16 protein-coding genes, 1 tRNA gene and 2 other annotated features are annotated in these 23,001 nt (G+C 37.1%); of the genes, 13 read left to right on the top strand and 4 right to left on the bottom strand.

The window, feature by feature from the left end:
- Positions 1-8: 8 nt before the first annotated feature.
- Entirely contained in the window at positions 9-1,511 is a 1,503-nt protein-coding gene (locus IGL56_RS08240) for a DUF6056 family protein (RefSeq protein ID WP_002356931.1), read from the bottom strand.
- A 160-nt stretch (positions 1,512-1,671) separates the two neighbouring features.
- Here IGL56_RS08240 and nifJ point away from each other — a divergent pair, with 160 nt between their 5' ends.
- From nifJ to IGL56_RS08185, 11 genes are all read left to right on the top strand, one after another.
- Positions 1,672-5,403 (top strand): pyruvate:ferredoxin (flavodoxin) oxidoreductase, encoded by a 3,732-nt coding sequence (nifJ, locus tag IGL56_RS08235; protein WP_002385805.1) that lies wholly within the window; start codon positions 1,672-1,674, stop codon positions 5,401-5,403.
- A 196-nt stretch (positions 5,404-5,599) separates the two neighbouring features.
- Positions 5,600-6,484, top strand: coding sequence for a diadenylate cyclase CdaA (gene cdaA, locus IGL56_RS08230; RefSeq protein WP_002389035.1), 885 nt, complete (start codon positions 5,600-5,602; stop codon positions 6,482-6,484).
- On the top strand, positions 6,481-7,644 hold the full coding sequence (locus tag IGL56_RS08225) for a CdaR family protein (RefSeq protein ID WP_002356934.1): 1,164 nt from the start codon (positions 6,481-6,483) through the stop codon (positions 7,642-7,644). The genes cdaA and IGL56_RS08225 overlap by 4 nt, the downstream gene beginning before the upstream one ends.
- The gene (gene glmM, locus IGL56_RS08220; RefSeq protein ID WP_002356936.1) at positions 7,637-8,992 is read left to right on the top strand and encodes a phosphoglucosamine mutase; all 1,356 of its coding nucleotides are present in this window, start codon (positions 7,637-7,639) and stop codon (positions 8,990-8,992) included. The genes IGL56_RS08225 and glmM overlap by 8 nt, the downstream gene beginning before the upstream one ends.
- Before the next feature lie 229 nt (positions 8,993-9,221).
- Positions 9,222-9,773 (top strand): ECF-type riboflavin transporter substrate-binding protein, encoded by a 552-nt coding sequence (locus IGL56_RS08215; RefSeq protein WP_002356937.1) that lies wholly within the window; start codon positions 9,222-9,224, stop codon positions 9,771-9,773.
- 100 nt (positions 9,774-9,873) lie between these two features.
- On the top strand, positions 9,874-11,580 hold the full coding sequence (locus IGL56_RS08210) for an ABC transporter ATP-binding protein (RefSeq protein ID WP_002356938.1): 1,707 nt from the start codon (positions 9,874-9,876) through the stop codon (positions 11,578-11,580).
- Complete coding sequence (locus IGL56_RS08205; protein WP_065813924.1) at positions 11,577-12,410, top strand: energy-coupling factor transporter transmembrane component T family protein; 834 nt, start codon at positions 11,577-11,579, stop codon at positions 12,408-12,410. Before IGL56_RS08210 ends, IGL56_RS08205 begins: the two co-directional genes overlap by 4 nt.
- Before the next feature lie 442 nt (positions 12,411-12,852).
- A complete protein-coding gene (gene glmS, locus IGL56_RS08200) occupies positions 12,853-14,661 on the top strand; it encodes a glutamine--fructose-6-phosphate transaminase (isomerizing) (RefSeq protein ID WP_002356940.1) in 1,809 nt (602 codons plus the stop codon).
- 310 nt (positions 14,662-14,971) lie between these two features.
- Positions 14,972-16,210: an aminoacyltransferase gene (locus IGL56_RS08195; RefSeq protein WP_002356941.1), complete on the top strand. Its 1,239-nt coding sequence runs from the start codon at positions 14,972-14,974 to the stop codon at positions 16,208-16,210.
- Between the two features lie 47 nt (positions 16,211-16,257).
- A complete protein-coding gene (locus tag IGL56_RS08190; RefSeq protein ID WP_002356942.1) occupies positions 16,258-16,548 on the top strand; it encodes a hypothetical protein in 291 nt (96 codons plus the stop codon).
- Between the two features lie 175 nt (positions 16,549-16,723).
- Positions 16,724-17,689 carry a hypothetical protein gene (locus IGL56_RS08185; protein ID WP_002356943.1) on the top strand — a complete coding sequence of 322 codons (966 nt, stop codon included), beginning with the start codon at positions 16,724-16,726 and terminating at the stop codon, positions 17,687-17,689.
- Between the two features lie 87 nt (positions 17,690-17,776).
- Here IGL56_RS08185 and IGL56_RS08180 read toward each other — a convergent pair whose 3' ends face one another.
- The 3 genes from IGL56_RS08180 to IGL56_RS08170 all read right to left on the bottom strand — a co-directional run bounded on the left by IGL56_RS08180 (position 17,777) and on the right by IGL56_RS08170 (position 19,890).
- The gene (locus tag IGL56_RS08180) at positions 17,777-17,956 is read right to left on the bottom strand and encodes a hypothetical protein (RefSeq protein WP_002383739.1); all 180 of its coding nucleotides are present in this window, start codon (positions 17,954-17,956) and stop codon (positions 17,777-17,779) included.
- Between the two features lie 213 nt (positions 17,957-18,169).
- Positions 18,170-19,660, bottom strand: coding sequence for a glucosyltransferase domain-containing protein (locus IGL56_RS08175; protein WP_002385810.1), 1,491 nt, complete (start codon positions 19,658-19,660; stop codon positions 18,170-18,172).
- Between the two features lie 157 nt (positions 19,661-19,817).
- Positions 19,818-19,890 (bottom strand) — tRNA-Thr (locus tag IGL56_RS08170).
- 263 nt (positions 19,891-20,153) lie between these two features.
- Positions 20,154-20,399, top strand: a binding site (T-box leader).
- Between the two features lie 477 nt (positions 20,400-20,876).
- Positions 20,877-21,127, top strand: a binding site (T-box leader).
- Positions 21,128-21,212: 85 nt separating this feature from the next.
- Between IGL56_RS08170 and IGL56_RS08165 the strand changes: the two genes are divergently transcribed.
- Together IGL56_RS08165 and IGL56_RS08160 are read left to right on the top strand one after the other, a co-directional pair.
- The gene (locus IGL56_RS08165; RefSeq protein ID WP_002356948.1) at positions 21,213-22,283 is read left to right on the top strand and encodes a methionine ABC transporter ATP-binding protein; all 1,071 of its coding nucleotides are present in this window, start codon (positions 21,213-21,215) and stop codon (positions 22,281-22,283) included.
- 18 nt (positions 22,284-22,301) lie between these two features.
- The gene (locus IGL56_RS08160) at positions 22,302-22,982 is read left to right on the top strand and encodes a methionine ABC transporter permease (RefSeq protein ID WP_002356949.1); all 681 of its coding nucleotides are present in this window, start codon (positions 22,302-22,304) and stop codon (positions 22,980-22,982) included.
- Positions 22,983-23,001 lie beyond the last annotated feature (19 nt).

Raw genomic sequence — 23,001 nt, 5'->3', positions numbered from 1 at the left:
CTCTTTTTTTATTTTGTTTCCATCGGCACGAATGTAATCGTTATTTCTTGTGGAATGTTATAAAATGTTTTGTAACGGCGTATCCAATATTCTGAGGTTGTTCCTTTCTCCCAAAAGTATTCTCCATTTGGTAATAAAGGTAATTTTACGGAAGTTTCTTTATTAGCGATTGCCTCATCTATAATTTCTTTTCTCTGTTGTTCTACCCTGTAGGTATATGCAAACATCAAGGTATAAAAGGTTAATAAGATAAGAATTCCTTGTTTAAGAATTTTCGTTATAAACAGTATTTCATGGTTGTTTTCTGCTTCACTTTGTAAATTAAAATAATAAGCGATAAATTGCAAAATAAGTATAATCCAAAAAACGTAAGTAATATAAAATGACCGAGGACCGATGGGCTCAGCAATGAAAAGAGGCCCAGCTGTACATACGATAGATAAGAACAAGAAAAGTAGTTTTGCTTTTAAATTACCTTTAAATTGAATGAGTATAAATATAAATATTGAAAGGTAGTATAGTAAAGCTAATAGTGCAGTGAAATCTTGACTACGATTATAGGATATTGTGAAATAAGGGTAAATAAAGACAGAGAAAACCGTATAAGTACTTATAAAAAATAGGGCTCCTTTATTTATAAGCTCCATTGTCTTTGATTGTAAAATATCTTTATCTTGTTTTTTAGAGATTAATAAAGTTAACGTTGCTATACAAAGATTAATGAAACGATTTTGATGAAAAATATTTTCTGCCATCGGTCCAATTGTTTTATAGTAAAAATATGAAAGCGATAAATTGATTTTTTTATAGCCATCAGTATTATTGGCAGCATTTAAGTAGGCTGGATTAATTATCATAATAATCAAACTAAGGAAACTTGTAACTAGAAAAGCAAGTAAGAACGAATCAATCATCTTTCTGGTTTTCCAAGAATAAATACATAAAGCAATCGCAAGGAATGTGATATAAACGCTGATGTTTTCAGAAAAAAATTGAGTCCCTAAACTTAAAACAATACCTGTTAGAACAGGGTGTTTTAAATTAGCTGTTTCATTAGTAAATAAGTAATTCACTATTATGAAAAAAACCACTAAACTAATGACAGGAGGAACGAAGTTCACAAAAGCTGCCGGCCATCCATAAGTTTGTTGAAAAAGTTTTGTGGGAATTAATATAAGCAGAGCTAGGCTAAAAATCAAAAGAAATTTTTTATTTGCAGTTGTTTTTCTATCTAAACTTAGGTTAGTGAATTTTGTTAGTACTGTAAGTAATAATAGAATCGTGCCACTCATAAACAAGCTTTTAATTAAAACACTACGAGTAATAATTAAAGCGAAGATATTTCCAAAGTAGCGTCCATTGTATCCTTGAAAGCCGTTTTTTAATAAATCAAGCCCTTCTTGACTTCCCCACATCCATTCATCGTGAGCGTAAGGGATAAAATAAAAAATGATGGTTAGTAGTAAAAAAGCAAGGATAATAAATTTATTTTTTTGAAGAGTTTTCAACATATTCTCCCTTTCTGTAGATCGTTATTTTCAGTTGTTATTATAAACTAATTATATATAAAAACATAGAGATAATTTGTAACTGGAAAAGGAAACTCTAAAGAATGTTTGTGAAAAATGTTTCAAATGTTTGGTTTTTACGCTATAATAAACAAGAATATGCGTGCAACTATTCTATTTTTTAGATATAAAGGATGAGAAAAACATGCGGAAAATGAAAACAATGGATGGAAATGCTGCAGCAGCTTATATTTCCTATGCTTTTACAGAATTAGCAGCCATTTATCCAATAACACCAAGTTCAACAATGGCTGAGCTTGTTGATCAGTGGTCGGCCGAAGGTAAGAAAAATATCTTTGGTCAACCTGTGAAAGTAGTCGAAATGCAATCGGAAGCTGGTGCTGCCGGCGTGGTCCATGGCTCTTTAAAAACAGGCGCGCTTACCACGACCTATACGGCTTCACAAGGGTTACTTTTAATGATTCCTAATATGTACAAAATAGCTGGAGAACTATTACCATCTGTTTTTCATGTGGCGAGCCGAGCTTTAACCACGAATGCTTTAAATATTTTTGGTGATCAAGGAGACGTAATGGCCGCACGCCAAACAGGCTTTGCTATGTTGTCAGAAAGCAGTGTACAAGAAGTGATGGATTTGGCACCAGTGGCTCACTTAGCTTCGATTGAAGCGAGTGTTCCATTTATGAACTTTTTTGATGGCTTTAGAACAAGTCATGAAATTCAAAAAGTGGCAGTTCTTGACTATGAAGAATTAGCACCCTTAGTAAATCAAGAGAAATTAGCCGAATTTCGTCGTCGGAGCATGAACCCGAATCACCCTTCCGTTAGTGGAATGAACCAAAATCCAGATATTCACTTTCAACAACGAGAAACAATAAATCCTTATTATGAAAAATTACCTGGTATTGTTCAAAAATATATGACAGAAATTAACCGGTTACGGGGAACCAATTATGATTTGGTGACGTATTATGGCGCAGAAGATGCAGAAGAAGTGATTGTCACAATGGGTTCAGTTGCACAAACAATTGAACAGACGGTTGATTATTTACAAGAACAAGGAAGAAAAGTTGGTTTTCTTAATGTCCATCTTTATCGGCCATTTCCAGTTGAAACATTTCTTGAAAAAATACCACAATCAGTTAAAGCAATTGCTGTCTTGGATCGGACGAAAGAGCCCGGTGCTGGTGGCGAACCGTTATTATTGGATGTCCAAAGTGCGATGTATGAAGCGGACATTCGCCCAACAATTATTGGTGGGCGCTATGGTTTAGGTTCTAAAGATGTGCTGCCAAATCAAATTGTTGCGGTTTTTGATGAATTAATGAAAGAACGTTCTGCCATGAAGAAGCGTTTTACAATTGGGATTGATGATGATTTAACTTATACTTCATTAGAAGTTGGCAAACCACTTGATTTGACGAATCCGAAAACCTATCAAGCTAAATTTTGGGGCTTTGGTTCTGATGGGACAGTAGGGGCGAACAAGTCAGCAATTAAGATTATCGGTGATCATACAGACAAGTATGCACAAGGCTTTTTCTATTATGATTCAAAAAAATCAGGCGGGTTGACCGTTTCTCATTTACGTTTTGGCGAGACGCCTATTCGTTCAACGTACCTCATTGAACATTCTGATTTTGTGGCTTGTCATACAGCCGCTTATTTGCATACTTATGATTTAGTAAAAGGGTTAAAAAAAGGCGGGACTTTCCTCTTAAATACCATTTGGAATGATGAACAACTAGCACGATTTTTACCCAATCAATTAAAACGGTATCTAGCTGAAAATGAGATTCAGTTTTATACAATCAATGCAGTGAAATTAGCTAGTGAAGTCGGACTAGGCGGGCGAATTAATACCGCGATGGAAACAGCTTTCTTCAAATTAGCGGAAATTATGCCTTTTGAGCAAGTGTTGCCAATTTTAAAAGAAGAAGCACTGAAAAGTTATGGTCATAAGTCCATGAAAGTTGTCGAAAAAAATATTCAAGCAATCGATAAGACCGTTGAATTGTTGCATCAGGTAACTGTTCCAGCAGAGTGGAGAACGCTTGAAGTTCAACCGCGAAAACGTTCAGAAAATGTTAGTGATTTTGTTCATGAAATTGTTGAACCGATTAATCGTCAAGAAGGGAATGCGTTATCTGTTGCGACACTAGCGAAAAATGGGATGACAGATGGGCGGATGCCTTTGGGAACTGCGGCAGTTGAAAAACGTGGAGTTGCATTAGAAGTACCCGAGTGGATTAGCGATCGATGTACTATGTGTAATGAGTGTGCCTTTGTATGTCCTCATGCGGCGATACGACCATTCTTAGCAGATGAAGAAGAAATGACTGAAGCGCCAGAAGGGTTCATTGTGCGTGATCTACGTGGTGCCGACGGCTTGAAGTATCGTATCCAAGTCTCAGTCAAAGATTGTACTGGCTGTGGTCTTTGTGTTGAAGCCTGTCCAGCTAAAGGCAAAGCTTTAGTAATGAAACCTTATGAAGAAGAAAAAGAACAGGCTATGAATTGGGCGTTTGCTATGACGTTACGTCAAAAGGAAAACCCAGCAAAACCGAATACTGTTTTAGGTTCGCAATTTAATAAACCTTTATTAGAGTTTTCTGGTGCTTGTTCTGGTTGCGGCGAAACGCCTTATGTTAAATTATTGACGCAAATGTTTGGTGACCGAATGCTGATTGCTAATGCAACAGGTTGCTCATCGATTTGGGGTGCTGCAGCGGGTGTGACACCTTACACTACGAATGAACAAGGACAAGGTCCAGCTTGGTCAAATTCTCTTTTAGAGGATAATGCCGAGTTTGGTTACGGCATGTTGTTAGCAACGCAAGCGCGTCGCGAACGTTTAGCTAGTAAAATGACCGAAGCTTTTTCTGTAGCCAGTGATTCTTTACGTTTATTGATGGAAGATTGGATAGCACATCTGTCCGAAAGTGAAGGTACGCAACAACGTGCAGCTAAATTACGTGCAGCTTTGCTTGAAGAAAAAACAAATCAACCTTTATTGGAAGCAATTTATGACGATCAAGATCTTTTTGTCAAACCAAGTCAGTGGATGATTGGTGGGGACGGCTGGGCTTACGATATTGGCTACGGCGGTATTGACCACGTGTTAGCTAGTGGCGCGGATGTAAATATGTTAGTTTTAGATAATGAAGTCTATTCCAATACAGGTGGCCAAACTTCCAAAGCAACTCCGGCATCAGCGATTGCGAAATTTGCTGCCAGTGGGAAATATGCCTCTAAAAAAGATTTAGGGATGATGGCAATGACTTATGAAAATGTCTATGTCGCTCAAATTGCCTCAGGTGCAAACCAAATGCAGACGATTAAAGCTTTTGAAGAAGCGGAAAAATTCCCTGGACCATCGATTATTATTGCTTATACACCATGTATTACACATGGTTTAGCAGGTGGGATGAGTCAAACGTTGAAAGAAGCGAAAGACGCAGTTCATTCAGGTTACTGGTCTTTATATCGCTATAATCCATTATTGCGAGAAAAAGGCAAAGAACCAATGACACTGGATTTCAAAAAACCAGATTTTTCATTAATGAAAGAGTTTATGCGCCAACAAGTTCGCTTTGCGTCCTTAGAATCTAGTCAACCAGATACAGCGGAATTGTTATTTAATAAAACAATTAATGATGCTAAGAGACGGTTCTATAATTATGCTCGTTTAGCTGGTCAAGAAGAAAAAATTCGAGCAAAACTTGAAAAACAAAGTGAACCAGAAATAACTGCGCCAGAGAACGAGAAGCCACGAGTGAAAAAAGAACGCGTAGTTGATCCGGAAGTGGAAGCAAGAAGGGCTGCCCGCCGCGCAGAACGAGCAGCCAAGAGAAAACAACGTGAGCAAGATTAAATAGAAATCAAAAAAACGTGTCTGAGCTTTTTGCTTGGACACGTTTTTTAGTTAGAAATGCGATTTTTTGATGAAAAATTTCAAGTTATTTGAAAAAGTTCCTAAATTTTTTTGATGTTTCCGCTTGCGTTCTGTGATGAAAGAAAATAATGTGGTATACTTGTTAGGAAATCTTGAGAGAGAAGTGAGGGGTATGATGTCGTTTCAATTGAATCAATTATTAGATTTGAATTATTGGCAGCAAGTCATCTCAACGGATTTCTTATCTAAGGATTTTGTTATCAATATCATAGATATCCTAGTCGTATGGTACCTCGTTTACAAATTAATCATGCTTGTTCGTGGAACAAAAGCAGTTCAACTATTAAAAGGTGTCGCTGTTTTTATCATTATCCGCATTCTAAGCGAGATAATTGGTCTACATACATTATCTTGGTTAATGAATCAAGTCATTATGTATGGTGTAATCGCCGCGGTTGTTATTTTTCAACCAGAAGTGCGAAGAGGGCTGGAACATCTAGGGAGAAGTTCGTTTTTCCGCCCGAATAAAGGTGCGCAACAAGAAGATGAGCGTATTATTCAGGCCTTTGACAAAGCCATTCAGTACATGTCAAAACGGAAAATTGGTGCTTTGATAACCATTGAACGCAATACTGGTTTAGATGAATACATTGAGACAGGTATTGATTTGGATGCCGATATTACTGGTGAATTACTGATTAATATTTTCATTCCAAATACACCACTACATGATGGTGCAGTGATTATCAAAAATGAAAAAATTGCTGTTGCTAGTGCGTATTTACCGCTATCAGAAAGCAATTTAATTCCAAAAGAATTTGGAACGCGCCATAGAGCCGCAGTCGGTATCAGTGAAGTCAGTGACGCCATTACGATTGTTGTTTCTGAAGAAACTGGTGACGTTAGTTTGACGTTGAACAATGAATTAATTCCTGGACTAACGCAAGAAGAGTATTTAACAATTTTGCGTAAGGAGTTAATTTCGGAATCATCGGAAGATAAAAAAAGTGCTTTGCAGCATTTTATCGATGATGTAACAAAGGGGGTTAAACGCAAATGAGAAAAGCCTCCCAAAAAAGCTGGTTTAATGGTTTGCTTTCATTGCTGTTTGCATTGTTGTTATTTTTTAATGCCAATGCAACAGGCAATAATCCCTCCAATTCAGGTTCAAGCCAAACGTATAGTGAAACATTGAATAATATTCCTGTCCAAGTCCAATACGATAAAGACAAATATTATGTCTCTGGATTTGAAGAGAGTGTGAATGTTCATTTGCGTAGTGCGAACCGCATTCAATTAAACATGGAATCAAATGCTGACACGCGAAATTTCCAAGTGGTCGCAGACTTAACCAAATTGCCATTAGGGACTTCGGAAGTGCCTTTGACAGTTCGGGGACTAAGTTCAGCTGTTACAGCTGAAATTGAACCGAAAACAGTGACTGTAACGATTGAAAAGAGAGTAACAAAAAAATTCGATGTAGAAGCACAACTTTCTGATAACATTGAAAAAGAAGGCTACAAAGTAAAAAATATTTCTGTAGATCCGAAAACCGTAGAAGTAACAACTGGAGAAGAAACAGCGAAAGCAATTGACAAAGTGATTGCGCCAGTCTCAAGTGCCAAACAAACAATTGATACGATTAAACAAACGGTAAATGTTCAAGCGCTAGATGCCAAAGGTCAAGTCCTAAGTATCGAAAATCCAGCACCACAAGTCAAAGTAACAGTAGGCTTAACTGCGCCAACAAAAGATGTACCACTGAATGTTAGTATGACAGGTACGCCACCTGCTGGGATCGCTCATTACAATTATAGTTTATCAACGTACCAAGTTAGGGTCAGTGGCCCGCAATCAATTTTAGATACGCTAGAATCAATTGAGGTACCGGTAGATATTTCTGATATTCGCAAAGAAACAAAACAATCAGTGACTATTCCCGTTAATGGAGAATACGTAGTTACACCAGATGAGGTTGACGTTTCTTTGAGCCCCGTGTACAATCAACAACAGTCATCAAATACAAATGAAACTTCAGAGGAACCTGCAAGTTCAACAACGGTTGGCTCAGGTAGCCAAGCAGTACAACCAAGTACATCCAGTCAAGTAGAATCAAATACTTCTGAAACAACAAGTGAGGGATCAACAGTAGAAAGTACAACTGCTGGTTCAACTGAAAATACAGAGAATCAAGTGACTAAGGAGAATCAAAATGGGTAAATATTTTGGAACAGATGGTGTAAGAGGAATTGCAAATAAGGAGTTAACACCTGAATTAGCCTTTAAATTAGGGCGTTACGGTGGTTATGTGTTGAGTCAACATGAAGATAGTTCAAGAAAACCTCGTGTTCTCGTAGGCCGCGATACACGTATTTCAGGTGAGATGTTGGAACAAGCATTGATTGCCGGGTTATTATCAGTCGGGATTGAAGTTTTCCAATTAGGGGTGATTTCAACACCTGGTGTAGCATATCTTACTCGTTTACAAAAAGCATCCGCTGGCGTAATGATTTCAGCTTCACATAATCCTGCGGAAGACAATGGGATTAAGTTTTTTGGGGCAGATGGCTTCAAATTAGTAGACGATCAAGAAGCAGAAATTGAAGCATTGTTAGACGCAGAAGAAGACACCTTACCAAGACCTTCTGCAGAAGGCTTAGGCTCATTAGATGAATTTCCAGAAGGCTTACTAAAATATTCGCAATTTTTAGTTCAAAGTATTCCTGGCGATTTAGCAGATATGACTGTTTGTTTAGATGCGGCCAACGGAGCAACTGCAACAGCAGTCAATCGTGTCTTCGCGGATTTAGAGACAGATTTCTATACAATGGGAACAAGTCCTAATGGATTGAATATCAATGATGGTGTGGGTTCCACTCATCCTGAAGCTTTGGCAGAAATGGTTGTTGAAAAAGGCGCAGATGCTGGTTTGGCTTTCGATGGCGACGGCGATAGAATTATTGCAGTCGATGAATTAGGACGAATTATCGATGGTGATAAAATCATGTATATTTGTGCTAAATATTTAGCTGAGAAAAAACGTTTGAAAAAAGATACAATCGTTACAACGGTGATGAGTAATCTAGGTTTCCATAAAGCTGTAGAAGAAATTGGCTTAAAAGATGTGGTAACGCAAGTGGGTGATCGCTATGTTGTAGAAGAAATGCGTAAAAATGATTACAATTTTGGTGGCGAACAATCTGGTCACATGATCTTTTTAGATTACAACACAACAGGTGATGGTATGCTTTCAGGGATTCAATTGTTGAATGTTATGAAGCAAACGGGCAAAAAATTATCTGAATTAGCGGATGAAGTGACGATTTATCCACAAAAATTAGTCAATATTCGTGTCACAGATAAAAATGGTGCAATGGAAGTTCCGGCAATCAAAGCAGTTGTCGAACAAGCAGAAGCAGAAATGAATGGCGAAGGTCGTATTTTAGTTCGTCCTTCTGGAACAGAACCATTGTTACGTGTGATGGCCGAAGCGCCAACACAAGAAAAAGTTGATTATTACGTTGATAAAATTGCTGAAGTAGTACGTGCAGAAATCGGCGTTGAATAAGAACCAATTAGAAACCAGACACTTAATGCTAGCTTGCGTTAAGTGTCTGGTTTCTTTGTTGGAAATCAAAAAAAGAAAATAGCTAATAAGCTCCGTCTATCATTGACATAGAGCGGTTAAAAGGGTACTATTTTAGAAGTAAGATGCACCGCGTATCTTCTTTTTTTATTTGATAAAATCAAGAAGGGAGCGGCTGTAAATCAATGGAGTTATAGAATGGAGGAGCGAAATGAAAGAAAAAATGTCCGTCAAGACAATTGTAGCAATTGGAATTGGCTCTGCAGTTTTTGTTATTTTAGGTCGATTCGTTGTAATTCCAACTGGGATTCCTAATACGAACTTAGAAACGTCGTATCCATTTCTTGCTTTAATGTCAGTTGTTTTTGGACCAGTAGCTGGAGGGCTAATTGGTTTGATCGGTCACACATTAAAAGATTTTACCACGTATGGTAGCGCTTGGTGGAGCTGGATTATTTGTTCAGGAATTATTGGTATTATTTTTGGCTTCGCTGGTCGTAAAATGGATCTTCAACATGGTGAATTTACAACAAATGACATGGTGCGTTTCAATATTTTCCAAGCCTTTGGCAATATCGTCGTTTGGGGCTTAATCGCGCCTAGCTTGGATATTTTGATTTATAGTGAACCCGCAAGTAAAGTGTTTACACAAGGCGTATTCGCGACTGTTTCAAATATTGTCGCTGTGGGGATTATTGGAACATTGTTGATGAAAGCTTATGCATCAACAAGAACAAAGAAAGGCAGTTTATCAAAAGATTAAGAAACTGTCGAAATAATTTAAATGGTTAAGGGTCTGCCCTAGTAATTACTTTGCTAATGCTCAGACCCTTTCTTTTATGGAGAAACTGAGGTGAGGCCGAATGAAAAAACCAATCATTACTTTTAATAATTTTTCCTTTCAATATCATAGCCAATCTGAACCGACATTAAAGGGGATTCAATTAACCATCTATGAAGGAGAAAAGGTTTTAATCGTTGGGCCTAGTGGTAGTGGTAAATCAACATTGGCGCAATGTATCAACGGGTTAATTCCCAATATTTATGAAGGTGAAATTCAAGGAACAGCTACGGTTGCTGGTAAAAATATCCAAGAAACAAGTCTATTTGATTTGTCTTTTGATGTAGGAACTGTTTTGCAAGATACCGATGGGCAATTTATCGGCTTAACGGTTGCTGAGGATATTGCTTTTGCTTTAGAAAACGATGCAGTTGAACAAGCAGAAATGAAAAAAGCGGTCCACAAATGGTCCGAGATTGTTGAACTGAATCAGTTATTGCAACACCGTCCACAAGATTTGTCAGGTGGTCAAAAACAACGTGTATCTATGGCGGGCGTTCTAATTAACCAATCAAAAATTTTACTTTTTGATGAACCTTTGGCTAATCTTGACCCACGAGCGGGACAAGAAACAATGACTTTGATTGACACCATTCAACAAGAAACAAAAGCGACTGTTTTAATAATAGAACATCGCTTAGAGGACGTTCTTTGCGAATCAGTTGATCGAATTATTGTCATGAATGAGGGCGCAATTATTTCTGACACAACACCAGATGAATTGTTACGTCAAGATACGTTGACCCAACAAGGGATTCGTGAACCTTTGTACGTTACAGCCATGAAATATGCTGGGATTGATTTAACACAAGTTAGTCATTTAGACAAATTAGCCGAAGTATCAGGCGAAACGGTTTTGCCTAAAATGACACAGTGGTCTGTCCAACCTAGTTCAGTTAGTGCAGTCAAAGGAGCTGAACTATTACGTTTGGAACAAGTGTCCTATCAATATGATCGTCACGGTGAAAAAGTGTTAGATGACTTCTCAGTAACTATTCATCATGGAGAAATGATCAGCATTGTAGGAAAAAATGGTGCCGGGAAGTCTACACTTTCTAAAATAATTTGCGGGTTCATCACGCCTCAATCGGGCAAGATTTTATGGGAGGGACAGGATTTTTCCAATTATTCAATCAAAGAACGTGCAGATAAAATTGGTTATGTGATGCAAAATCCCAATCAAATGATTTCTAAAAAAATGATTTTTGAAGAAGTAGCTTTAGGATTAGTTTTACGAGATGTGCCACAAGCAGAAATTGAGGAACGTGTGACGAATATTTTACATATTTGTGGGCTGTATCCCTTCCGGAACTGGCCGATTTCTGCGTTGAGTTTTGGGCAGAAAAAACGGGTAACTATTGCATCAATCTTAGTTTTAGAACCTGAATTATTAATTTTAGATGAACCAACAGCTGGGCAAGATTTTAAACATTATACAGAAATGATGACATTTTTAGAAGAATTGAACCGCTTAGGTGTGACTATTTTAATGATCACTCACGATATGCACTTAATGTTGGAATATACAACACGTGCGTTAGTAGTTTGTGATGGACGTTTACTAGCAGATGCGACTCCAGTTGCTGTTTTAACAGATGAAAAATTAATTCAAGCAGCTTCTTTAAAAGAAACGAGCTTGTTTACCTTTGCTAAAGCGTTAGGCTTGGAAAATCCCTTGCTATTTACGGAAAAATTTGTTGCTTACGATCGTGAGGTGCGTTTTGGATGAGTGAACGACAAATGTTAGGCTATCATCCTGATTCAACCTGGATTCATCGCTTAAATGGCACAAGCAAATTAGTCTTTTTAATCGTTGTCTCTGTGGCTTGTATGACCACGTATGATACTCGTTATCTGTTAGGAATGTCTGTGGTTTCGCTTGTTTTGTTAAAATTATCAAATATTAAATGGCATCAAATATCTTTTGTTATTAAATTTATTGCTATTTTTTCTTTGTTAAATATCTTAACGGTTTACCTTTTTGCACCTGAATATGGGGTTGATTTATATCAATCACGTACCGTGATTTGGGAAGGAATCGGACAGTTTACTTTGACACAAGAAGAATTATTTTATGAATTTAATTTAGTTTTAAAATATTTCTGTACGATTCCGTTGGCATTAATCTTTTTATTAACAACAAATCCTAGTGAATTTGCCTCCAGCTTGAATCGAATTGGTGTGAGTTATCGGATTAGTTATGCAGTAGCGCTGGCTATTCGTTATATTCCCGATATCCAAGAAGATTTTTTTAATATTTCTTTAGCACAACAAGCGCGAGGTTATGAGATGTCTAAAAAGGGACGGTTAGGCCAACGAATCAAAGGCGTAGCACAAATCGTTTTACCCTTAATCCTATCTAGTTTAGATCGAATTGAAACTGTGAGTACCGCTATGGAATTAAGGCGTTTTGGTCAAAAGAAAAATCGAACGTGGTATGCGCAACAACCTTTTCATCTGCGTGATTTTTCGGTAATGATACTTGCCTTATGCTTATTAGGAATCAGTTTCTGGTTGTTCCATGTGAATGGTGGCCGGTTTTATAATCCATTCCAATAAATAACAAATTGATAAGGTTCTATAAATAGAACGGATATTTTTTTATTATTAAGAATCTAGTACTTTCTCTTACTATGAGTGTACTAGATTCTTTTTTTACAACTTTAAAGAACTAGACCAATTTTCGGTTTTTAGATTTTTGTTGACAAGTACCTACTTTTAATTGTATGATTGTTTATGTTTCTACGGAATATATTTACAAAGGAGGTATATAGACCAATATCGGATAGCGCCAGACCTGAACGTTCAGGTGACGAGGAGAGAGCTTATCGAAGATTCGGCGGGTGGCTCTAGGGACTGCACTCTACAGATAACAAAGAAAAACTAATTGTGAAGTTAGAACAAAGCGGTTATCACGCAGGTAGAAACATATAATGGGATTTGCTAGTTAAACAGGACCTAGTAAATACAGAATTTCAATTGGAAAGTAGGAATTAGCATTATGTGTGGAATTGTCGGAATGATTGGGAAAGAAAATGTCACGGAAAGTTTGATTCAAGGATTAACAAAATTGGAATATAGAGGTTATGATTCTGCTGGGATTTGTGTGAATGATCAAAGCCAACAGCCCCATGTAGTTAAGGCAGTTGGGGGCATTGCCGATTTAGCAGCAAAATTAACGCCAGAAATCGATGGAACAGTTGGTATTGGTCATACTCGTTGGGCCACTCATGGCGAACCAACTGTCGCCAATGCACATCCCCATGTTTCAAGCGATCAACGCTTTGCATTAGTGCATAATGGTGTCATTGAAAACTTTGAAGAATTAAAAGAACAATTTTTAAGTGGTGCTCACTTAATTGGTGATACAGATACTGAAATCGTCGTTCAATTAATTGCTCATTTTGCTGAAAATGGTTTTTCAACAAAAGATGCTTTTAAAGCGGCTTTAGCCGAAATTAAAGGTTCATACGCTTTTGCATTAATGGATAAAATGGACCCCAATACTATCTACGTAGCGAAAAATAAAAGCCCGTTACTTATCGGTCTAGGCGAAGGCTTTAATGTTATTTGTAGTGATGCGATGGCGATGATTAAAGAAACCAATCAATTTGTTGAGATTGTTGATGGTGAAATTGTAACTGTTACAGCGGACAAAGTAGTAATCGAAACGCCAGAAGGACAAGTAATCAACCGAGAACCTTTTGAAGCGCAATTAGATTTAAATGACATTGAAAAAGGAACATATCCGTTTTATATGCTCAAAGAAATTGATGAACAACCTGCAGTGATGCGCAAAATTGTTCAAGCGTATACTCAAGGTGAAAAAGTGACTTTAGATGAGGCGTTACTTGAAAAAATTAATCAATGTGACCGAATTTACATTATTGCTTGTGGGACAAGTTATAATGCAGGTTGGGTCGGAAAATCTTTAATTGAAACGATTGCCAGTATTCCTGTGGAAGTTCATTTATCAAGCGAATTTGGCTACAACATGCCTATTTTATCTGAAAAACCGTTCTTCATTTTCTTAAGTCAAAGTGGTGAAACGGCAGATAGTCGCCAAGTACTGGTACAGGTTAATGAATTAGGGCATCCATCACTTACATTAACAAATGTTGCTGGCTCAACATTATCACGTGAAGCGGACGATACCTTGTTATTACACGCAGGACCAGAAATTGCTGTCGCTTCCACCAAAGCTTATACTGCTCAAATCGCTGTCTTAGCTATTTTAGCAAAAGCAATTGGTGAAGAACGCCAAACATTAGCAGCCGTCTCATTTGATGTGGCTCACGAATTGAGCGTGGTAGCAGCTGTCATGGAAACCTTGATTGATGAAAAACAACAAATGAAAGCCTTGGTGGAAGATTATCTGACGTATACTCGAAATGCCTTCTATATCGGGCGAGGAGTCGACTATTATGTGTCCATGGAAGCGGCCTTGAAGTTGAAAGAAATTTCCTACATTCAAGCAGAAGGCTTTGCGGCAGGTGAATTGAAGCATGGAACGATTGCCTTAATTGAAGAAGGAACACCTGTGATTGGGATTGTGACAGATGCAAAAGTCGCAGCCCATACAAGAGGCAATTTAAAGGAAGTCGAAAGTCGTGGAGCAAGAAATATTGTGATTGCCTTGGAATCCTTGGCAAAACCACAGGACCAACTGATTATTCCAGATGTTCATCCGTTACTTTCTGCCTTAGTTAGCATTGTTCCAGGTCAATTATTAGCGTACTATGCAACCTTACAAAGAGGCTACGATGTTGATAAACCAAGGAACTTAGCCAAAAGTGTAACTGTTGAGTAAATCAAGAACCTGAGAGAAAGATGTTCAACGGGTTTTCATGAGTTTTAATATCTGAGACAAAAATCACTTTAGATTTTTGTCTCAGATATTTTTTATAAAAGAAAGATATTTAGTCAAAAATGAAAGATTCCAAAGAAATTCTTTTTTTCCGTTGAAAACTGTTTGCATTTTAGCAAAATTAGATATAATTAATAAGAACCGAAAAATAAGAATTAGCCAGTTAGGTAACTTTGTTTGAAAGAAAGCAAAAAGTAGGTTAAGCTGAAAAGTGCTAATTTATTTAACAAAAAAAGATTGTGAGTTGTTTGATATGGATCAGTTTAGTACATTAACTGAACAAGAATTTACTACCTTTGCAATGACACATCCTGCAGGTAACTTTTTAGAAACACCCGAAATGAAACATTTATTGGAACGACGTGGCTGGCATTGTGAATACGTTGGCGTCAAACGAGAAGGCCAACTAATTGCTGCGTGTATCCTAAGCAAGAAAAAAGTCAAAATTGGTTATGCTTTCGACATTGACGGCGGAATTTTGATGGATTATACAGATAAAAAATGTATAGAAGCCTTTTTCACAGGCTTAAAAAAATATGTGAAAAAAAATGATGGCCTTTATTTAACCTTTACTCCAAATAAACAAATTTGTTTACGTGATTTTAATGGCGGTGAAGTTGAAAAGGTCAATCAAGAAACATTTGACTATTTCACATCAATTGGTTTTGAACACCAAGGGTTTGATGTGCACAATTTTGATGGCGCGCCACGTTGGCTGTTTGTCAAAGATATGGCTGGATTAACAGAAGAAGATCTTTGGAAATCTTATGGAAAAGATGCTAAATATGACATCAAGAAAACATGGGAATATGGAGTGACAACCCGAGAACTTCGTTACGAAGAGTTACCTCTCTTTAAGAAATTAACGGAAGAAACAAGTGCACGACGTAATTTTGAAGATAAGGATTTAGCTTATTACCAAGCTGTTTATGAAGAGTTTGGTGAACGAGCGAAATTTATGGTAGCGGAACTAAACTTTGCTACTTATTTAGAAAATCTTCATGAGAAATTACGCAAATTACAAGAGACGCTCAACGAAGTCAATGAAGCGTTAATTGCCAATCCTAAAAGCCGTAAAAAAAATAACCAGAAACGTGAATTTGAAGATGAAGTTCGTACCGTGCGCAAACGGATTGACGAGGCTAAAGAAATGAAAACATCAGATGAACCTGAAATTTTAGCAGGCGCCTTATTCATTGTTCATCCACAAGAAGTTGTTTACTTGTTTAGTGGTACGTATGAAAAATATAAACAATACTATGCACCGTATTTAATTCAACATAAAATGTTAACTTACACAGTAGAAAATAACATTCCCAAATATAATTTTTATGGCGTTGACGGTGTCTTTGATGGAAGTGATGGGGTTCTTAAATTCAAACAATCCTTTGGTGGTCATGTCGAAGAATTAATGGGCAATTTCCAATGGAAAGCCAAACCAATGAAATATGCCTTATATCACGCATTAAAAACAATTAAAGAAAAAGTCTAAAATTAAAACCCAATCCTAAAAAAGGAATGGCAAAGTGAGGCGTTTAAATGGAAAATCAAGTCGAGGTTATGACGTATGCACAGTTAAAAGAAATTATGCAGGTGTTAGAAGCAAACGAAGCGATTACAGAAGATACAAAAGTCTTTATTGATACAGGCTGGGATAGCGTGCAAGAAGTAGCACCAGATGCAGTCAGTATTGAAAAAGTTGCTAAATTTACAGTAGCAGATGTTTTAACAAACGAAAGTTTTGCTGGGTATAGTTTAGAAGAAAAGGCGGAAAAGATGAACGCTGAAGGCGACCTAGAAACGGCAATTATTATTCGTAATCTTTACTAAAAAAGTCCGTTTGAATAGTTAAAATCGAGGTCGGGACAGAAGTGTATAGCTCCGAGCAACGCGTAGTGTTGGTTCTATTCCCGCCGGTTATCAGGTTTTGAGCCTGGAGCAAAAATACAAAGTGATTTTTGTCCCAGGCTCATCTGCTTGAAATAAGAAATAAAGGAGGTTAGATATGAGTACCATTCATGAATTTCCAAAAAACTATGAACGTTTTATTGCACAAGGAGAAGAAGCACTTGTAGAACATAATCAGATCGCCGCTTTAGAAAATTTTCAACAAGCCTATCAGCTACAACAAACGCCGCCAGTAAACCAAAAAATTGTCCAATTATTGTTGGAAATGGGTGAAGCTGACGAAGCACTAGCATTGGCAGAAGCGTTCCAAGAGACTTATTTTGAGAACCTTGAAACAGCGGCAATTTATATGCAAATTTATAGTCAAAGTCGTCGCTTTATTGAAGGGTATATTTTATTGAAGCAATTACTTCAAACTAAAAAAATAACGCTAGCACAACAAAAAACGTTAGAACAGCAATTAATGCAAGTGGAAGAGGCGTATCAACAATTAGAAACGCAGCAAATTCAAGCAATTAAAAGGAACTTGTTAGTAAGCGATCAATTGCCCGTTTATCAACAATTAGCGAACATTAAAACCAGTTTATATTTGCCTAAACCAGTATTTGTGGAAGTCGCAAAAGATTTAGTTATGAACCAAGCACTTAGTTATTTTGCTCGGGAATGGTTCATTGAAGAATTAGCACTGTTGCAATTTTCAGAACCACTGACTTTTCTTTGGTATGACAATCAGCCTCAGACAGTTTTACTAGAAGGGAAAACCGGACCGTTAAATACGCCGATCTATTCCAAAATTTGTACTGAACTTAGGAATCGTTTAGAAAATGATGATCCAATTATGCTACAGCATTTGGAAGAAGAAATTCGGTTGCATTTTGCCTATTTGTATCCATTAGCAGAGACGGTTATTTCAGATCCAACTATCTGGGTCTTGGGTTATTTGGCAACCTACTATCCTGAATATATTGAAAAAGAATTGACTGAAGCAAAAGGCCATCAAATCGCTGCTGTTCAAAAAGTTCAACAGCCGATACGAACGGCTTTTACACAAATAATGCTTTAAAAAATGGCACGTCCTAAAAACGAGGACGTGCCATTTTTTCGGTTTCAGAAATTTGCTGAATCTGCTCTAATTGCTTTTCTTGACTGATTATTGCGGATAATAGAAAAAAGCAAGACAGAAATAAGTAAAAAGAATTCCTTGAATCAAGCAAATCACAACGAACAACGGCGTTGCTCCTGGAAAAGAATCAGAAATCCGTGTAATTAAAAATTCAACTAACCATAAAATCATTGAAAATAAAAATAATTTTTTCTGACGAGTTCTCATAGTCCGCAACAACCTTTCTGGTGATTTTCACTTCTCTATCATAACATAGAAAACGAGCTGTTTTTTCTCAAAAATTTTGTTACTTCATAAGAAAAATGGGAAATAAACAAGTTTCAGGAAGTAATAAATGTACCCGAAAAGAATACTTAATCCATCTTAATCAAACCATACAGTCACGTTTATTGCAAAAGAAGTGTTTTTGGATGGAACAAATTATTTCATAAACACAAATATTTCTTTGTTGTTTGTATAAATGTCATAAAAGTGATTACTTACTACTTTTTGATTTTTAGACATATCCGTATCGGTCAGTGGTGCCATCTCTACTCCTAAATTCGATGAAGTATTGAACCAAACGTAATTAGGGAAATATAGACCGTCATTTGGTGGCACGATTTTTGAAAGAATTGGGTAGTTTCGACTTGTATTAGCATAAACAGTTGAATTTTTGAAAAACGTATTTAAATAAACTTTTTTTCGTTCGTTTGTTACAACATTTTTTAAATCATCTGTTAAAACAGCTGCTTGGCGATTGAATGCTTCTTTTTGATAGTTTAATGTGGAAGAATACACCAAAACAAACGATAAAATATAATAAGATAACAAGCTGGCCACAAGTAACGAAGTTAGATAAATTGCTTTCACTTGTCGATTGTTAAATAAACTTAACATGCTGATTGTAACAAAAACAGCAAATCCGTAAATATAGCGAGGCGCATCACCAGCGATATTTCTTGAATAGACAATAAAAATACCAAAACTTAAGAGAGAAGCAAGTCCTAAATACAAGATACAATAAAGGAAACTTAAGCCCAAGTTGATTTTACTATTTGATAGATGACTAATAAAAAATAAAACAAGCAGTAGGAGCAGTAATAAGAGCCATAAACGATTACTCTGGTTCAATAGCTCTGAAAAATAATGGTAACTATTTTGATAAGCCACACTGGGAATATCGTGCAAACTTGGTAAGGCCTGACTGCCCCCAATGTTGTTTGTTGCGGAAGGTACAAATTTTAACTCGATAAGGTAGCTGACTATAGAAAGTAGATAAGCGATAGCAGCAAGTGCGACTTTTTTACAAAGAGCAATGAAATTTTCTCCAGCAAGTAACTGCTTGAAAGTAAGGAATAAGACGATAACTATATAAATTCCTGACGAGGCTTGGTAAGTATTAAACATAACAAACAGTGAAAAGACAGAAACCAAGAAAAACGTAAAAGAATTACGCTGCCACCAATAAAAAGGAAGAAACGAACAAAAAATACTCAATGCCATATAGGGACTATCAAACCTGAAACTAAGACATTGGAGGAACCAAGGATTGAGGCCAATTAAAGTAGCTACTAAAGAGGAACCCCAGCTAATTTTTTGGTCATTGATGATATAAATTGCCAGTATGCTTGTGAGAGATAAGATAAGACCTGTTAGAATCGGTGTGGTCAAGCCCAGATCTGTCAAATGACGACTTCCTTGAACAAACCATGAGAGAAATTCACTGCCCCAACGTGCGTAAGTCGTACCAAAATCTGTCATTCCAGCGACTTGGCGAGCATTATCATCTAAGTAAGGGAAATTGATAATGCCGATGGATAAAACTGCCACTTGATAAATTAAAATGATCAATAGAAGATAGGCTTTATTTTCAATACACCAATTCTTTAAATCAAATTTTTTTGATTCTGTAGGTAATTGTTTCATCATTGTACTCCACTCCAATAATTATTTAACAATTAAAATATACCATAACGAGTGGAATGAAGAAATTGCTTTTGTTATTTTCTCATCTTGACAGAACACTAAGGGTAGGCAAAACAAAAAAATCCCAACTCTTTATTAAAGAGTTGGGATTTTACCAAAAAGCCACCTGCCGGGCTTGAACCGGCGACCCCCACCTTACCATGGTGGTGCTCTACCAACTGAGCTAAGGCGGCACTTTCAAAGGCTAAACTAACTCGAGGATTGCAACGAAGTGAAACCCATAGAGTTCATTTTCAAAGGCTACACTGCGACGAGTAATCGTCAAAGTTCCTTTTGAAAAATCGTACAAATCTCGTACACAAGAAATAGAATAACGTATAGACGAAAGTTTGTCAATTGCTCTTTCGTAAAAAAAGAAAAATGATTTTTTTCTAAGAAAAACTGTTGACAATCTCTTTTTTCTCTAGTAAAGTGTAAATCAACATCACAGATAACTATTCATTCGTTGAAGAGAAGAGTAAATTTTGATGACCTTCAAAAGAGAGTCCTGATTGGTGAAAAGGGACAAGGTTCAGAAAAGTTGAAGATGGCCTCTGAGAATAAATTGCTGATAAGTAAGCAATTTCGGCTAAGCACCCGTTACCATGTGCACCAAGTTAATAAAGACTTGGATAAGAGATGAGATATAAAGAATCAGTTATATTTCGAAAAAAGGTGGTACCGCGAATCATTCGCCCTTTACTAGCAAAACGCTAGTGAAGGGCTTTTTGCTGTGAATCACTACGACTGGCGCGAAGCGACAGAGTAGATGATGAACAGTACAAGATGACCGAAGGGCAGGTTGTATCATTTGCACGAAAGTGTTCCTACGATTCTCGCCAAGGCTGTGATTCTCGTCACAGTTAAATCCTGTTGAGCACTACGACTGGCGCGAAGCGACAGAGTAGATGCTGTCTGCGATTACTCGACGCAGTATGGCCTTTGTAAGTGATGAACAGTACAGGGTGACCGAAGGACAAGTTGTGTCATTTACACGAAAGTGTTCCTACGATTCTCGCCAAAGCTGCGATTCTCGTTACAGTTAAATCCTGTTGAGCACTACGACTGATGCAAAGAGAGAGTAGCTATTATCTGCGATTACTCGATGCTTGAAGGGATAGGAACTCTAGTCTGTTTAATTTTGAAAACAGATGAAAATCAGTTTAAAATGAATAGAAATAAAAAAGCAGTGATATAGTAAGTACAAGACTTGATTTGTCTAACAGAGAGCCTAGGTAGCTGAGAATAGGTGACAAAGACGTTTTGGAAAATGGCTATTGAGCAAGCGCTCCGAGTGTTAAACACAAGGCGGCGACGGGGGCTCCCGTTATCGAGCTAGGGTATCGAACATATTGTTCCGTACTTGAAAAGGGAATTTGTGTGAGCAAATTCTGAACATGAGGTGGTAACACGCAAAAAAGCGTCCTCAACGATACAACTCGAGTTGTGTCGTTGAGGATGCTTTTTTCTTTTTTATGAAAAAATGCAGGTTGGTAAGAATGAAGGGGGATAAAGAATGATTGAACTAAAAAATATCAGTGTGACATTTCAACAAAAAAAACAAGAAATTCAGGCTGTCCAAGATGTGTCTTTGACAATTGATAAAGGGGATATCTACGGAATCGTTGGTTATTCCGGTGCTGGAAAAAGTACGCTAGTACGGGTAATTAATTTATTGCAACGACCAACAGCGGGCACCGTTATTATTAACAAAGAAAATATTTTAACTTTTTCTAAAAAGGAATTACGACAACAACGAAAAAAGATTGGAATGATTTTTCAACATTTTAATTTGATGAAAGAGCGGACTATATTTAGTAATATCGATTTTTCATTAAAATATTCTGGGCTAAGTAAAAGTGAACGGCGTCAAAAAATCAGCCATTTATTAGAGCTAGTTGGACTAAGTGAAAAACGGGACGCTTACCCCAGTCAACTATCAGGAGGGCAAAAACAGCGGGTTGCGATTGCCCGCGCTTTAGCAAATGATCCTGAAATTTTACTTTGTGATGAAGCGACGAGTGCGTTAGATCCAAAAACAACGGGACAGATTTTAGCCTTGTTAAAAAAGTTAAATCAAGAACTGAACTTGACGATTGTCTTAATCACCCATGAAATGCAAGTGGTTAAAGAAATTTGTAATAAAGTCGCGGTGATGGAAAATGGCTGCGTTGTCGAATCAAACGATATTGTTTCGATTTTTAGTCAACCCCAACAACCTTTAACCAAAGATTTTATTCGGACAGCAACTCATATTGACCAAGCATTAACCACGATTCTTGAACATCCTAAATTAGCTGATTTAGATAAAAATCAAGAATTAATTGAATTTTCTTATGTGGGAGATCAAACGAACGAGCCATTAATTGCACAATTGTATAGCCAATATCAGGTATATACAAATATCCTTTATGGCAATGTCGAAATTGTTCAAAACGTTCCTATTGGCCATTTAATTGTGGTGCTTTCTGGTGATGAGGCCCAGCGTCAACAAGCCCTTACTTATTTAGCGAAACAAGGCGTGCGAACCAATGTTTTGAAAACCTATCAGCAAACGAAGCAAAAGCAGAATTTACAGGTGATTTAAAAAAGGAGTGAACTGAGAATGTATCAATTATTTGAGAAATATTTTCCGAATGTTGTCCAATTAAAACAAGAGTTTCTTCAAAGTACATGGGAAACATTATACATGGTTTTTTGGACAGCATTGATTGCTGGTGTGTTAGGAGTCTTATTGGGTGTCGTGCTTGTCAGTACTGGCCCCAGTGGTGTTTTGAAAAATTCACCCCTGTATAGCGTCTTAGAAAAAATTATTAATGTTTGTCGTTCTATTCCTTTCATCATTATGCTCGCACTGATTCAACCATTAACACGAATTTTGGCAGGAACGACAATTGGTACAACCGCAGCGTTAGTCCCATTAGTTATTGGCGTAATTCCGTTCTTCGCGCGTCAAATTGAAAATGCGTTATTAGAAGTGGATCCTGGCGTTATTGAAGCGGCAGAAGCCATGGGGACGAGTCCCTTAGGGATTATTTTTCGGGTTTATTTAATTGAAGGGTTACCAAGTATTATTCGTGTTTCAGCAGTGACAATTATTAATTTGATTGGATTAACAGCCATGGCAGGAGCGATTGGAGCCGGTGGTCTGGGCAACTTAGCGATTACTCGAGGATACAATCGGTTTCAAACCGATGTGACATTTATGGCCACGTTAATTATTTTAATTATGGTATTTATCAGTCAAGCCATTAGTAATCAATTAATCAAAAAAACATCACATTAGAAAAAAGGAGAAATGACAA

Source organism: Enterococcus sp. DIV1316a (genome assembly GCF_050536915.1).
In the GTDB taxonomy this organism is placed as follows: domain Bacteria; phylum Bacillota; class Bacilli; order Lactobacillales; family Enterococcaceae; genus Enterococcus; species Enterococcus faecalis.
Note: the sequence above shows the minus strand (reverse complement) of the source record. Positions and strands in the feature narration are given on the sequence as shown.